Source organism: Nocardia sp. NPDC056611 (genome assembly GCF_042792755.1).
Taxonomy (GTDB): Bacteria; Actinomycetota; Actinomycetes; order Mycobacteriales; family Mycobacteriaceae; genus Nocardia.
Genome location: NZ_JBHTVV010000002.1, coordinates 575,076 through 589,011, shown reverse-complemented (window position 1 = coordinate 589,011; position 13,936 = coordinate 575,076). Strand labels below are relative to the sequence as shown.

Sequence of the window (13,936 nt, the reverse complement as noted above, 5' to 3'; positions counted from 1 at the left end):
CTCGGTCGACACCGGTCGGCGGAGGAGACCGATCACGAAGGGCCATGCGGCCCGACCACGCGACCGTGCGAGCTCGCCCCACCGGCCCTTCATGGTCCACGGGACCGAAAAGCACGGTGGCGCGGGCAATCCCGGATGGACTGCCCGCGCCACCGCGTGGTGTGGGTCGATCAGTGGGTGTGCGCCAAGGCCGATAGCTCGGGGGCGTCGATCTCCCGGATGCCCGCCGAGGTCACCTCGAGCACGCGGGCGGTGCCGATGTCGAAGAACAGGCCCTTGATCTGCAGGCCGTGTTCCGCCATGGCGCGCCGGACCACGGGGTGGGCCCGCAGGGTGTCCAGCTGCACCGCGACATTGACGATGGAGAGCTGGTCGTCCACGCCGTAGCCGGCCCGGGCGGCCGCGGCGGCGACCGGGTCGTCGGGGTGGAAGCGGTCCAGGCTGGCGCGGCCGTGGACCAGCCAGTTGCCCAGGCCGGGTCCGGTGGGTCCGCCCGCGACCAGGGCTTTCATCGCCCCGCAGGCCGAGTGGCCGCAGACCACGACATTGTCGACGCGTAGTTCCTCGATGGCGAACGACAGCGCCGCCTCGATGGAGGTGTCGCGGCCGCCGGGGACCACGAAGTTGCCGACATTGCGGATCGTGAACAGATCACCGGGTCCGGTATTGGTGATCACGTTGGGCACGATCCGCGAATCCGCGCAGGTCAGGAAGAGCGAGTGCGGGTTCTGGACGTTGCGTAGCTCGTCGAGGTGCGGGCGCACCACGTGGGCGTTGCGGCGGTGGAAGGCGGCCACGCCGTGGGTGATCGGGTTGCCGTCGTCCTCGCGCCAGGGGCGCAGCACGTCGTCGAGCAGGGTGCGGGCGCGGCCGCGGACCGGCGGGCCGGCCAGGGCGTGCGCCATGCGGGCGGTGCCGAGTTCCACGTATTCGACTGTGCCGCCGGTGTTCTCGTGCTGGCCGGCCCAGTCGTGGATGGCCTCGTAGGCGGCGTGGTCGAGGAAGTCGACGCTCAGCTCGACCAGCACGTCGGCGCCGGTCGGGACCTTGCCCAGTTCCGTGGACAGTTTCGGCAGCGCCAGGAAGGTGCAGGTGCCGTCGATGCTGACCAGCCAGCGATCGGTTCCGGCGACCTCGCCCGCGGTCACCGACACGCGCACGACTCGCCAGAGCAGCAGTCCGAAGGCCAGGACCAGGCCGATGATGACGCCCTCGAGCAGGTTCAGGAACACCACGCCGAGCACGGTCACCACATAGACGAGCAGGTCGCCGGTGCGGCGGGCCAGCTTGATGTGGGCCAGCTTCACCAGCTGCACGCCGACCACGATGAGCAGACCGGCCAGCGCCGACTTCGGAATCTGCTGTACCAGTCCGACCAGCGCGACCGAGAACACCAGTACCCAGACGCCGTGCATCAGGGCGGAGGCGCGGGAGCGGGCCCCGGCCTGCACATTGGTGGCACTGCGCACGATCACGCCGGTGACGGGCAGACCGCCCAGGGTGCCGGAGATCATGTTGGCCGCGCCCTGACCGATCAGTTCGCGGTCGAAGTTGGTGCGCGGGCCGGTGTGCATCTTGTCCACCGCGACCGCCGACAGCAGGCTCTCCACGCTGGCGATCAGAGCGATGGTCAGGGCGGCGAGCACCACCGCGCCCCAGTTGCCGGACGGCATTCCGGGCAGGCCGATGGCGTCGAACAGCGAGCCGCTCAACACGATTCGCTCCGGGGAGCCGGGCAGCACCAGCGACAGCACGGTGCCGACGACGACCGCGACCAGCGGGCCGGGCAGCACCTTCACCTTGCCGGGCACGTACTTCCAGCCGAACATGATGGCCATCACGACCGCGCCGATCAGGAAGTCGTCGCCGTGGATGCTGGACAGCTCACCGGGGAGCTGGATCACGTTCTGCCAGGCCGAACTATGGGACGCGCCGCCGAGCAGCACATGCAGCTGCTGCAGCGCGATGGTGATGCCGATTCCCGCCAGCATGGCGTGCACCACCACGGGTGCGATGGCCAGGGCGGCGCGGGCAATTCGGCTGAGCCCGAACAGAATCTGGAGCAGACCGGCCAGGACGGTAATGAAACACGCCGTCTTCCAACCGAACTGGGTGATGGTTTCGGCGACGACGACCGTCAGACCGGCTGCGGGGCCGCTGACCTGCAGCGGGGAACCGCCGAGCAGGCCGACCACGATACCGCCGACCACGGCGGCGATGAGTCCGGCCGCGATGGGCGCGCCGGAGGCGACCGCGATGCCGAGTGACAGCGGCAAGGCGACGAGAAAAACTACGAGGGATGCAGGCAGATCGTGACGCAGCAGGCTGTCGAGCCTGCCTTCGGATCTACCTGGCGGTGAATCGGTGTCGCGAGACATATCGCTCCTCAGCGAGCATGTACAGGGGCATCGAATAAAGACCGCGGACGGCGTTGGCCGCGCACTCACCGGACGAGCAAAGGCCAGGCTAAAGGTAAAGTCTTAGCAAAGTCTGAGAAAAACTGCCGCCCAACGTAACAAGGGGGTGAAGCCTGCCGGATTCACGCCCCTTTTGCCCGAAAACCCTCACTAACACCCCAAATCACACGCGCCTCACGCGGGCTGGGCCACCCTCCCCACGCCGTCGATCTCCGCGATCCCGTCCACGGTGACCTCCACCACCCGCGCCGTGGCGATGTCGAAGAACAGCCCCGACAGCACCACCCCGCGCTCCTCGACCCCGCGCCGCACCACCGGATGCGCGTACAGCGTCTCCAGCTGCACCGCCACATTCACCATGCCGAGCTGATCGATAGGACCGAATCCGGCTGCGGCGGCGGCTATTCCGACCGGATGCCCGAGCCGGAACCGGTCCAGGCTGGGCCGGGCGTGCGCGAGCCAGTCGTCGAGCCGGGACCCGGTGACCAGTTCACTGTGCAGCGCGCCCATCGCGCCGCATCCGGAGTGCCCGCACACCACCACCGAGCGCACATCGAGCTTGTCGAGGGCGTAGATCAGCGCGGCCTCCATGGACGAGTCCTGGGCGTCGCGCGGAATCAGATTGCCCACGTTGCGCACCGTGAACAGATCGCCGGGACCACTGTTGGTGATCACGTTCGGCACGATGCGCGAGTCGGCGCACGTGACGAAAAGCGAGTCCGGTTCCTGCCCGTCGCGCAGTACACCCAGGTGTGGCCGCACGACGTGCGCGTGACTGCGGTGGTAGGCCGCCACACCCGCGACGATCGGGTCCACATCGGTCGCGGTGCGCCGCCACGGCCCGAGCACCTCGTTGAGCAGGTGCCGCGAATGCCCGCGCGCGGACGGACCCGCCGCGGCGTCGGCCATGCGGACCGCGCCGACCTCGATGAACTCGACCGTGCCACCGTCGGCGCGGTGCTGGTCCACCCATTCCTGCAGGGCGTCGTAGGCGGCGTGGTCCATGAAGTCGACCGTCATCTCCAGCACCACCTCGGCGTTCGGCGGCACCTTGGCGAGTTCACTGGTGAGCTCGGGCAAGGCCAGGAAGGTGAAGCTGCCGTCCACCGTGACCCGCCAGCGCACGGCGTCGGTACCGCCCAGCCCGACCTCCTCGGCGGTCACCGTCACCCGCACCACCCGCCACAGCAGCAGCGCGAAGGCCAGTGCGAGACCAACGACCATGCCCAGCAACAGATTCCAGAACACCACCACGAACACGGTGGCCGCGTACACCACCAGGTCGCCGGTGCGCTGAGCGCGCCGGATGTGGGCCAGTTTGATCAGCTGGATCCCGACCACGATGAGCAGGCCGGCCAGCGCCGCCTTGGGAATCGAGCGCGCCACCTCGACCAGCGCCACCGAGAACAGCAGGATCCACAGCCCGTGCAGCATGGTCGAGGCCCGGGTACGCGCTCCCGCTTTGACATTGGTGATGCTGCGCACGATGACCGCGGCCACGGGCAGGCCGCCGATCAGGCCGGAGACCACGTTGGCCGCGCCCTGCCCGATCAGTTCGCGATCCAGATCGGTTCGGCGAGTGGCGTTTTGACGCATCCGGTCGACCGCGACGGCCGATAGCAGGGTCTCCACGCTGGCGATGAGCGCGATGGTCACCGCCATCAGGGCGATGGCGGCCCAGCTGCCGTGCGGCAGCTGCGGCAGCCGCAGTTCGTCCAGCAGCGATCCGTCGATGGTGATGTGCTCGACGCGCACCGGCAGCAGCCGGGCCAGCACCGTGGCGACCAGCACCGCGGCCAGCGGCGCGGGCACCTTGCGCACGGGTTCGGGCATGTGCCGCCAGCCGACCAGGATGGCGATCACCACCAGCCCGATGCACAGGTCGCCGGCCTTCACCGAGGCCAGCTGGTGCGGCAGCCCGGCGATGGCCGCCCAGGACGAGGTCAGGGTGTCACCGCCCAGCAGCACGTGCACCTGTTGCAGGGCGATGACGATGCCGATCCCGGCGAGCATGGCGTGCACCACGACCGGCGCGATGGCGAGCACGCCGCGCGCGATCCGGCTGAGCCCGAACAGGATCTGCAGTCCGCCCGCCAGCATGGTGATGAAACACGTGGCGGCCCAGCCGAACTGGTTGATGGATTCGGCGACCACCACGGTCAGCGACGCGGTGGGCCCACTGACCTGTAGCACCGAGCCGCCGCAGAGCGCGGCGACCACCCCGCCGACCACCGCCGCGATGAGACCGGCGGCGACGGGGGCGCCCGCGGCCACCGCGATGCCGATCGACAGCGGTAGCGAGACGAGGAAGACGACGAGCGAGGCCGGGAGGTCGTGGCGCACCAGGGTGGCCCACGAGTCCCGGCGCGCGGGACCGGGAAGCGACGTCCGTGGAGGCTGATCGGTGTCGGTGGACATATTTCTCCTTCGCCGGCACGGCGGGGCCGCCCGGTTCATCGGTCAACATGTACTGGCATCGAGAGGCAGCGGCGGGCGAGGCTGGAGAACCACGACGCTAGGCAGAACGCGGTAAGCGTAAAGACAAGGCAAAGGGAACGAAAAGCGTTTGCGGCGATTGATGCGAACCGCTACCAAACTGTGACACAGCTCACGCGTTGGCGCGAATCGGATATCACCGTTTGTTCACCCGATACACCCTGCGGGTTCGCCCGCGATGCCTACTGTGCGCGCGAGATTGCTGTGGAACCCGGAGTGAGTCGGGGTCCTTCGGAAAGGGTCCCGAGGAATGTCGCTCCCCCGCCGCGTCGTCGTCGCGGCCGTCGTCCTCGCGACCCTGTCCGCCGCCGCCTGCGGCAAGCCTCCGGAGCCGAAAACGGTTCCGGCGGCGACCAGCTCGTGGACCGCGCCGCCCGGGCTGCGCGGCGAACTGACCCTGTACTCGGCCAATCCGCAGGACCTCACCGACGATCTGGTGGCCGCCTTCACCAAGGCGTCGGGGGTCAAGGTGACCGTGTTCAGCGCCGAGACCGGCAAGATCACGGCCAAACTCGACAAGGAGGGCGCGAGTCCGGCCGCCGACGTGGTCTACCTGGCGTCGTGGACGCCCGCCGCGCAGTACGACCTCGACGGCCGCACCCTGCCCTACACCCCGCGCGGCGCGGACCGCGTGCACGACGGGTGGATCGGCAAGAACCACGGCTTCCTGGGCCGCGACGGGTCCGCGCTGACCATGGTGGTCAACACGAAGCTGTCCCCGCGCCTGCCCAACGACTGGGCCGACCTGGCCGCGCCGGAGTTCCGCGGCAAGGTGATCATGCCCGACCCCCGCGAATCGGGCACCGCGCGCGACCTGCTGGCGGCCATGGTCAGCGCGTGGGGCAAGGACGACACCTGGGCCGTCTTCGACGCGCTGTTCGCCAACGGGATGGTGGTGCGCGGCGGCAACGGTCCGGCCCTCGACGATGTCGGCTCGGGCAACGGCTGCGCGGTGATCCTCGGCGGCGTCGACTACGCGGCCTACGACGCGGCCGCCAAAGGCGTTCCGCTGCGGGTCATCTCGCCCGCCTCGGGCACCATCGTGACGCCGCGCCCGGTCTTCATCCTGAACACCACCAAGAACCCCGCCGCCGCGAAGGCGCTGGTGGACTACATGTTCACCCCCGAGGCCCAGCAGATCTCGGCGGCCCACAAGATGATTCCCGCCCGCACCGACATCCCGGTGGCCCCGGGCACCCGCACCTACGCCGAGGTCAAGCAGCTGCCGTTCTCCTGGGACCAGATCAAGGGCAACGGCGCCGCGATCCTCGCCGAGTTCATCCAGCGCTACCTGCACTGACCCCGCGCGACCTCAGCCGCGCCCGTGCGCCCGCTCGTAGGCCGCGCGGGCGTCGGCGGCGCGGGCGCGTTCGCGCTGATCGGCTAGATTCGGGTCCAGGCCGTGCTTGGCCAGGCGAGCCCGCCGGAACACGTACATCAGCGCCGCGGTGAAGTAGATGAGCGGCAGGTACAGCAGCGCCATCATCGACGCCCCCATCCACAGCGGCCCGGGAATCAGCAGGAACAGGCACAGCGGCGGAATGATCGGAATCAGGATGCGCAGCATGTAGCGGCGGGCCGCCCCGGGCCCGGTCAGATCCTCGATCACCCACGGGTGCATCGACGCGGGCAGGGCGCCGCCCGCGATATAGCGCAGGCGCTGCCAGAGATTCGGGGTGTCGTTCGTGCTCATCGATGCCTGCTTTCGGCGGGATGGGAGACGAGTTCGCGGGCGACCGCGATGGCGTCGGGGGTCTGATCGAACAGGTGGCCCGGGCCGGGCAGCGCGCCGACGGCCGCGAGCGTGCGCCGGTGGTCCTCGCGCAGGCCGGACATGAGCACGGTGATGTCGCGATGCTCGAGCTTGCCGACGGCGTCGCGCAGGGTGAGCGCGCCGGTGGTGTCGAGCGCGGTGAGGTGGGACATGCGCAGGATGACCACCCGCACCTGCGATACCTCGGCCAGTTCCAGCAGGAAGCGGTGCGCGGCGGCGAAGAAGAGCGGCCCGTCGAGGCGGTAGGCCACGATGTGGTCGTGCAGCAGCTCGTGCTCCTCGGCCAGGTGGTCGGCGTCGTCGAGCGGAATCTGGTGCAGCCGCGCCTCTTTGGCGACCGTGCGCAGCGCCAGCAGCACCGCGATGCCCACCCCGACGGCGACCGCGCTGACCAGGTCCAGGGCGACGGTGACCCCGAAGGTGATCGCCATGATGGCCGCGTCGCCGCGGGAGGCGCGGGCGATGGCGGCCAGCGAGGCGGTCTCGACCATGCGCACGGTGGTGGCCAGCAGCACGCCGGCCAAGGCCGCCAAGGGAATCGACGCGACCAGCCCGGAGCCGAGGAAGACGATGCCCGCCAGCACCACCGCATGGGTGAGCGCGGCCAGCCGGGTCCGCGCGCCCGAGCGCACGTTCACCGCGGTGCGCGCGATCGCCCCGGTGGCGGGCACTCCGCCGAACAGGGGGGCGGCGATATTGGCCAGGCCCTGCCCGAACAGTTCGCGGTCGGGATCGTGGCGGGTGCCCACGGCCATGGAGTCGGCCGCGGTCGCCGACAGCAGTGATTCCAGCGCCGCCAGCGCGGCCACGGCCACCGCCGGGGCGATCAGCCCGCCGAGCTGGTCCAGGTGCACGAAATCCAGTGTGGGCGCTCGCAATCCGGACGGGATGGCCCCGATCAGGGTCAGGTTCAGGTGAAAGACCTTGGCCGCCAGGGTCGCCAGCACCACGGTGAGCAGCGCGAACGGCAGTCGCGGCAGATAGCGGCCGCCGATCAGCACGACCGCCGCCACCACCAGCGCGGTGCCCGGGGACACCCAGCCGGGGGCGGCGGCGAACTGCCGCACCGCATCCCACGCCGACTGCCACACCTTCTCGCCCTGCGCGTGCGCGACCCCCAGCGCGGACGGGAACTGCTGCAGCGCGATGACCACCGCGATCCCCGCGGTGAATCCCTCGATCACCGGGGCGGGCATGTAGCGCACGGCGCGCCCGACCCCGGCGATCGCGAGCACCACCAGCACGAGCCCGGCCAGCAGCCCCACGGCCAGCACCCCGCTCGCTCCGTGCCGGTGGACGATCGGAACCAGCACCACGGTCATCGCGCCCGTGGGCCCGGTGACCTGGAACCGGGAGCCGCCGAAGACCGCGGCGAGCGCACCCGCCACCACCGCGGTCGCCAGCCCGGCGGCCGCGCCGAGCCCGGAGCTGATGCCGAAGCCCAGCGCGAGCGGCAGCGCGACCAGCGCGACGACGAGCCCGGCCAGCAGGTCCGCGCCCGGGGCGCGCACGGCGGGCAGCCAGTCGGCGCGGTTCGGCAGCAGGTGGGCCACGGTCAGAGCGCCTCGGCCAGACGTAATTTCAGCGCGGCCAGTTCGGCGCGCAAGGCGTCGGGCAGGCGGTTGCCGCCGATGCTCGCGTACCACTCGTCAATGGATTCCAGCTCGCGCACCCATTCGTCGACGTCTACGGCCAGGGCCGCGCCGGCCAGGCCGCGGTAGCCCGCGCCCAGGCCCTGGAGGTCGAGCGCGTCCGCGGTGGGCACGTGGCCGATGGGGGTGCGCACGGCGTCGGCGGTGCCGTCCAGACGTTCGAGCGCCCACTTCAGCACGCGCACATTGTCGCCGAAGCCGGGCCACAGGAACTTGCCGTCGGCGCTGCGGCGGAACCAGTTGACCTGGAAGATCTTCGGCAGCTGCGCCCCCTCGCGGGCGCCCATGGCCAGCCAGTGCGCGAAGTAGTCGCCCACGTGGTAGCCCAGGAACGGCAGCATGGCCATGGGGTCGCGGCGCACCACGCCGACCGCGCCCGCGGCGGCCGCGGTGGTCTCCGAGGACAGCACCGAGGCGGTGAACACGCCGTGCGCCCAGTCGAAGGACTCGGCGACCAGCGGGATGGTGGTGGCGCGGCGCCCGCCGAAGAAGATGGCCGAGATCGGCACCCCGCGCGGGTCGTTCCATTCCGGGGCCACCGACGGGCACTGCTCGATCGGGGTGCAGTAGCGCGAGTTCGGGTGCGCGGCCGGGGTTCCCGATTCGGGGGTCCAGTCATGGCCGCGCCAGTCGATCAGGTGGGCCGGGGGCTGTTCGGTCAGGCCCTCCCACCAGGCGTCGCCGTCGTCGGTGCGGGCGGTGTTGGTGAAGATGGAGTTGCCCGCCTCGATGGTGGCGATGGCGTTGGGATTGGTCTTGGCGCCGGTTCCCGGTGCGACGCCGAAGAATCCGGCCTCCGGGTTGACCGCGTAGAGCCGTCCGTCCGCGCCGAAGCGCATCCAGGCGATGTCGTCGCCCACGGTCTCGGCCTTCCAGCCGGGCAGGGTGGGTTCGAGCATGGCCAGGTTGGTCTTGCCGCACGACGACGGGAACGCGGCGGCGATGTAGTGCGTCTTCCCCTGCGGCGAGGTCAGTTTCAGGATGAGCATGTGCTCTGCCAGCCAGCCCTCGTCGCGGCCGATGACCGAGGCGATGCGCAGCGCGAAGCACTTCTTGCCCAGCAGCGCGTTGCCGCCGTAGCCGGACCCGTAGCTCCAGATGGTGCGGCTCTCGGGGAAGTGCGCGATGTACTTGGTCTTGTCGCACGGCCACGGCACATCGGCCTGGCCCTCCGACAGTGGAGCGCCCACCGAATGCAGGCACTTCACGAATTCGGTGCCGGGGGTGAGCTGTTCCCAGACCTGCGCGCCGGACCGGGTCATGATCTGCATCGAGACCGCCACGTACTCCGAATCGGTGATCTGCACACCGTATTTCGGTTCCCCGGCGTCGAGCGGGCCCATGCAGAAGGCGATCACGTACAGGGTGCGCCCGGCCATCGCGCCGCGGTAGTGCTCGGTGAGCACGGTGCGCATGTCGACCGGGTCCACCCAGTTGTTGGTGGGCCCGGCGTCGCTCTCGCGCTCGGAGCAGATGAAGGTCCGATCCTCCACGCGCGCCACGTCGTCCGGATCGGAGACGCACCAGAAGGAGTTGGGTTTGGCGGGCAGCGGGACGAACGTGCCCTTGGCGACCAGGTCCGCGGTGAGCCGGTCCCATTCGTCGCGGGACCCGTCGCAGTAGACGATCCGCTCGGGCGCGGTCAGCTCCGCGACCTCGGCGACCCAGGCCGCGATCTCCGGGTGCGCGGTCGGGGCCGCGGCGGGGGCGACGGTGGCGGTAGGACGTTCGGGCACGGCGAACCTCTCTTCACGAAACAACTAGGTTTTCATTTTAGAAAACATGCAATCAGTGGGTGGGCGGACCCCCGGGAAAACCGTGGGCCCCGCGGCTACGCGGAGTGCTCGAGCGCCTCCGCCTGGCCGGTCACCACGCCGGTGAGGATGGCTCGCGCGACCGCCAGCAGCTCCGCGACCTGCGGCGAGGTCAGTTCGTAGGTGACCGAGAGTCCTTCGCGGCGGGCCGAGACCAGCCCGGCGCGGCGCAGAATCGACAGCTGCTGCGACAGATTCGCGGCCTCGACGCCGATCTCGGTCAGCATCTCCGAGACCGCGTACTCGCGCTGGCTCAGCAATTCGAGGACCCGGATCCGCACGGGATGGCCGAGCGTCTTGAAGAAATCCGCCTTCATTTGATAGAGCGGCCGTTGCAGTCCTGGCATGTCGCGAGCCACTCCTTCCGAGGGCGGATGGGCATCCGGATGCGCTGCCCGACCCGGTGATTGCAGAGTTTAGCAAACAGGACAATCATGCTAGGTTCGGTCGTTCCCCGGACCGCCCACAGGAAGACCGAACGTGCCCATCGCCACCCTCAACGGGATTCGCCTCAACTACGACGTCACCGGCAACGGACCCCTGGTCGTCCTCGTCATGGGCACCGGCAGCCCGGGCCGGGTCTGGCGGACCTACCAGGTTCCGGCCCTGGTGAAGGCGGGTTTCCGGGTCGCCACCTTCGACAACCGCGGCATCGCGCCCTCGGAGGAGAGCGCCCACGGCATGCGGATCGAGGACCTGGTCGCCGACACCGCGGCCCTGATCGAACTGCTCGGCGGTCCCGCGCACGTGGTCGGCACCTCGCTGGGCGCGCGCGTCACCCAGGAACTCGCGCTGGCCCGGCCGGATCTGGTGACAAAGGCCGTCATGCTGGCCACCACCGGCCGCTCGCATCCCCTGGCCAGCACGCTGAACAAGGGTGAGCAGGCGTTGCAGCAGCAGGGCGTGAAGCTGCCGCCGGAGTACGCGGCCGCGGTCAAGGCGATGCTGAACCTCTCCCCCGCCACCCTCGAGGCCGACGACTCCGCGCAGCAGTGGCTCGACATCTTCGAGTACTCGGCGAGTGTCGCGCCCGGGCCGGGCGTGCTCGCGCAGATGCGCATGGACCGGACCGGCAACCGCCTGGCCGACTACGCCCGCATCACCGTCCCGAGCCTGGTGGTCGGATTCGCCGACGACCGCATGCTGCCCCCGATGTTCGGCCGCGAGGTGGCCGAGGCGATTCCAGGGGCGCGGTACGTGCAGCTCGACAAGTGCGGCCACTACGGGTATCTGGAGCAGCCCGAGGCGGTCAACAGCACCATCATCGACTTCCTCACCGGCGTCCACGCCTGAGCCCCACCGACTTCCGTCCCCGCCACCGACCGAGGAGCCGATCGTGTCCGACTCGCTGCCGCCGTGTCCCGCCTGTTCCAGTGAATACACCTACGAGGTGGGCGGATTGCTCACCTGCCCGGAGTGCGCGCACGAATGGACCGCCGAGACCGAGGCGGCGGCCGAGGACGGCGTGATCCGGGACGCGGTCGGCAACGTCCTCGCCGACGGCGACACCGTCACCGTGATCAAGTCGCTGAAGGTGAAGGGCAGCCCCACCGGCATCAAGGCGGGCACCAAGGTCCGCAATATCCGCCTCGTCCAGGGCGTCGGCGACCACGACATCGACTGCAAGGTCGACGGCATCGGCGCCATGCAGCTGAAATCCAGTGTGGTGAAGAAGGTCTAGAGCGGACCTCGCGCGCGGGTCAGTCGGCGGGTTCCTGCTGGGTGGTGCAGTGGATGCCGCCGCCGCCCGCGGCGATGGCGTCGATATTGATCTGCACCACCCGGCGATCCGGGAACAGCCGGGCCAGCGTGGCGTAGGCGGCCGAATCGGCTTCCGAGTCACCGAATTCCGGGGCGATGACGCCGCCGTTGCAGACGTAGAAGTTGACGTATCCGGCGGCGAAGTCGTCGCCCGCGCCGCGGTAGCGTAGATCGACCGGCGCTTCGAGGGTTTCGATCTCGAGCGGCCGTCCCTGCGCGTCGGTGGCGTTGTGCAGGATCTCGAGGTGGCGGCGGGTGACGTCGTAGTCGAAGGACTCCTCGTCATTGTCCAGGGCCGCGACCACCACGCCCGGGCGGGCGAAACGGGCGTAGAAATCGGTGTGGCCGTCGGTGATGTCCTGCCCGGCGATGCCGGGTAGCCAGATCACCTTCTTGATGCCCAGCACATGGTCGAGCTCGGCCTCCACGTCGGCCTTCTTCCAGCCGGGATTCCGATTCTTGTTCAGCACACAGGATTCGGTGATGAGCGCGGTGCCCTCGCCGTCGACCTCGATGCCGCCGCCCTCGAGCACCAGATCGGTGTGCGTGGTCTCCACGCCGGCGCGGCCGTCGACGACGGTGGCGACCTTGCTGTCGCGCTTGTGCTGCTGTTTGCCGCCCCACCCGTTGAAGTTGAAATCGACACCGGACTTGCCGTGATTGCCGTGCACGAATACCGGTCCGGTGTCACGCATCCACAGATCGTCGAGGTCGGCCACGATCAGTTCGACGTTCGCGCCGCCGATCAGCCGCCGCGCCAGATCGAGTTCGTCCTGGCGCACCAGCATGGACACCGGCTCGAAGCGGGAGATGGTGGAGGCGATGGTGGCCAGGTTCTCGCGCACCTGCGGCAGCAGCTGCCGGCCCCAGATCGCTTCGCTCGCACCGAAAGCCATCCAGGTGCGCTTGTGCGGCGCGCCCTCGTCGGGCATCACGCCGGAGTGACCCTCGTGGGACGAGCCCGTCGAGGGCTCGCCGTTGAACCACGACGAGATGGATCCCTCACAGCCCGCGAGCAGCAGCCCGCCCATCGTCAAGATTCCCGATCGCATGAACCGGCGTCGTCCTTGCATTGCACTGTCTCCTTTGAAAGAAGGCCCGGCGCGGCGATTCCTCTCCGGCGCGCTGAATCCACTGAACCCGCTGATCAAACGGCCGCCACACACGGAACGGCCCGAGCCGGGCACCAGCGACTCTAATCTCTGACTGAATTTTCAGTCAAGGCCGGTCGGTGTGATCCGGCTCCCTCCGCGACCGGGCGCGCGCAGACTGGGAAAGATGACCACCGCCCGCGTTTCCGCTGCTCTGGCCTCCGCAATCGTCATCACCGGGGTCGTGGCCGTCGGCCAGGCCACCGCACCCGCCCACGCCTACGGACCGGCCTCGTGCGTCCCCGGCGACCCCACCCGCCCCACCGGCGAGCTGTTCGCCACCACCAACACCGCCACCATCACCGACCCCGCCGACCCGCGCCTGGCCGATCGGCTGGAGCTGCTCGAGCTCGACGAGAACTTCACCGCCCTGACCGAACTGGCCCTGCCGGTCGCATCACAACTGGTCGACGGCGTGGCCTGGTCGGCCGGCACCGGCCTCACCTACGAACGCTCCAAGCGATTCCTGCTGGCCTGCACCGACTACAAGAACCTCTGCTGGGTCGCCGACGACCTGCGCGGGCGCTACCGCCAGGAAACGGTCCTGACCTTCGAATACCTGCCCGGCGCGGACACGCGCGCCGACGGCTTCAGCGTGACCGTCACCGGCGTGGACCGCACCCGCTTCGGCGAGGCGCTCGCCGCGAATCCCGCGGTGGCCGAACGGCTCGGCGGCGGCTCGTTCACCACGTCCGGCGATCTGATCCTGGTCGGCGACCGCGCCGACACCGCGGTGATCCACGACTTCGTCACCGGCCTGGGCGGCGCCTGGGATGGCACCCAATTCCGTTACGGCGACCGGGAATTCGTCCGTTCCACCGGCACCGACGCGCTGGCCTGCGCCGTGTGACCGGACCGGTCCGGTTAGTCT

11 protein-coding genes are annotated in these 13,936 nt (G+C 69.7%); 4 read left to right on the top strand and 7 right to left on the bottom strand.

Annotated features, from left to right (window positions below; genetic code table 11):
• Positions 1-170 precede the first annotated feature (170 nt).
• Both ACFRAQ_RS11340 and ACFRAQ_RS11335 read right to left on the bottom strand, forming a co-directional pair.
• Positions 171-2,378 (bottom strand): SulP family inorganic anion transporter, encoded by a 2,208-nt coding sequence (locus tag ACFRAQ_RS11340; protein ID WP_379097510.1) that lies wholly within the window; start codon positions 2,376-2,378, stop codon positions 171-173.
• Positions 2,379-2,591: 213 nt separating this feature from the next.
• The gene (locus ACFRAQ_RS11335; RefSeq protein WP_379097507.1) at positions 2,592-4,835 is read right to left on the bottom strand and encodes a SulP family inorganic anion transporter; all 2,244 of its coding nucleotides are present in this window, start codon (positions 4,833-4,835) and stop codon (positions 2,592-2,594) included.
• A gap of 328 nt (positions 4,836-5,163) precedes the next feature.
• Between ACFRAQ_RS11335 and ACFRAQ_RS11330 the strand changes: the two genes are divergently transcribed.
• Entirely contained in the window at positions 5,164-6,213 is a 1,050-nt protein-coding gene (locus ACFRAQ_RS11330; RefSeq protein WP_379097504.1) for an extracellular solute-binding protein, read from the top strand.
• A 12-nt stretch (positions 6,214-6,225) separates the two neighbouring features.
• Here ACFRAQ_RS11330 and ACFRAQ_RS11325 read toward each other — a convergent pair whose 3' ends face one another.
• The 4 genes from ACFRAQ_RS11325 to ACFRAQ_RS11310 form a co-directional block, all read right to left on the bottom strand.
• Complete coding sequence (locus ACFRAQ_RS11325; protein WP_357285307.1) at positions 6,226-6,606, bottom strand: DUF5313 family protein; 381 nt, start codon at positions 6,604-6,606, stop codon at positions 6,226-6,228.
• The gene (locus ACFRAQ_RS11320) at positions 6,603-8,240 is read right to left on the bottom strand and encodes a SulP family inorganic anion transporter (protein WP_379097501.1); all 1,638 of its coding nucleotides are present in this window, start codon (positions 8,238-8,240) and stop codon (positions 6,603-6,605) included. The genes ACFRAQ_RS11325 and ACFRAQ_RS11320 overlap by 4 nt, the downstream gene beginning before the upstream one ends.
• 2 nt (positions 8,241-8,242) lie before the next feature.
• A complete protein-coding gene (locus ACFRAQ_RS11315; protein ID WP_379097498.1) occupies positions 8,243-10,075 on the bottom strand; it encodes a phosphoenolpyruvate carboxykinase (GTP) in 1,833 nt (610 codons plus the stop codon).
• 95 nt (positions 10,076-10,170) lie between these two features.
• Complete coding sequence (locus tag ACFRAQ_RS11310) at positions 10,171-10,500, bottom strand: metalloregulator ArsR/SmtB family transcription factor (RefSeq protein WP_357285311.1); 330 nt, start codon at positions 10,498-10,500, stop codon at positions 10,171-10,173.
• A 133-nt stretch (positions 10,501-10,633) separates the two neighbouring features.
• Here ACFRAQ_RS11310 and ACFRAQ_RS11305 point away from each other — a divergent pair, with 133 nt between their 5' ends.
• Complete coding sequence (locus tag ACFRAQ_RS11305) at positions 10,634-11,446, top strand: alpha/beta fold hydrolase (RefSeq protein ID WP_379097494.1); 813 nt, start codon at positions 10,634-10,636, stop codon at positions 11,444-11,446.
• A 43-nt stretch (positions 11,447-11,489) separates the two neighbouring features.
• The gene (locus ACFRAQ_RS11300) at positions 11,490-11,834 is read left to right on the top strand and encodes a zinc ribbon domain-containing protein YjdM (RefSeq protein WP_379097491.1); all 345 of its coding nucleotides are present in this window, start codon (positions 11,490-11,492) and stop codon (positions 11,832-11,834) included.
• Positions 11,835-11,853: 19 nt separating this feature from the next.
• Here the strand turns inward: ACFRAQ_RS11300 and ACFRAQ_RS11295 are convergent, their stop codons facing one another.
• The gene (locus ACFRAQ_RS11295) at positions 11,854-12,987 is read right to left on the bottom strand and encodes an agmatine/peptidylarginine deiminase (RefSeq protein ID WP_379097488.1); all 1,134 of its coding nucleotides are present in this window, start codon (positions 12,985-12,987) and stop codon (positions 11,854-11,856) included.
• A gap of 205 nt (positions 12,988-13,192) precedes the next feature.
• Between ACFRAQ_RS11295 and ACFRAQ_RS11290 the strand changes: the two genes are divergently transcribed.
• Positions 13,193-13,915, top strand: a complete 723-nt coding sequence (locus ACFRAQ_RS11290) for a hypothetical protein (RefSeq protein ID WP_379097485.1) — start codon at positions 13,193-13,195, stop codon at positions 13,913-13,915.
• Positions 13,916-13,936 lie beyond the last annotated feature (21 nt).

What these genes read in the sequence shown, in the direction of transcription:
- ACFRAQ_RS11330 (WP_379097504.1), top strand. Translation starts at nt 5,164, where the DNA reads ATGTCGCTCCCCCGCCGCGTCGTCGTCGCGGCCGTCGTCCTCGCGACC.
- ACFRAQ_RS11295 (WP_379097488.1), bottom strand. Translation starts at nt 12,987, where the DNA reads ATGCAAGGACGACGCCGGTTCATGCGATCGGGAATCTTGACGATGGGC.
- ACFRAQ_RS11340 (WP_379097510.1), bottom strand. Translation starts at nt 2,378, where the DNA reads ATGTCTCGCGACACCGATTCACCGCCAGGTAGATCCGAAGGCAGGCTC.
- ACFRAQ_RS11335 (WP_379097507.1), bottom strand. Translation starts at nt 4,835, where the DNA reads ATGTCCACCGACACCGATCAGCCTCCACGGACGTCGCTTCCCGGTCCC.
- ACFRAQ_RS11290 (WP_379097485.1), top strand. Translation starts at nt 13,193, where the DNA reads ATGACCACCGCCCGCGTTTCCGCTGCTCTGGCCTCCGCAATCGTCATC.
- ACFRAQ_RS11325 (WP_357285307.1), bottom strand. Translation starts at nt 6,606, where the DNA reads ATGAGCACGAACGACACCCCGAATCTCTGGCAGCGCCTGCGCTATATC.
- ACFRAQ_RS11310 (WP_357285311.1), bottom strand. Translation starts at nt 10,500, where the DNA reads ATGCCAGGACTGCAACGGCCGCTCTATCAAATGAAGGCGGATTTCTTC.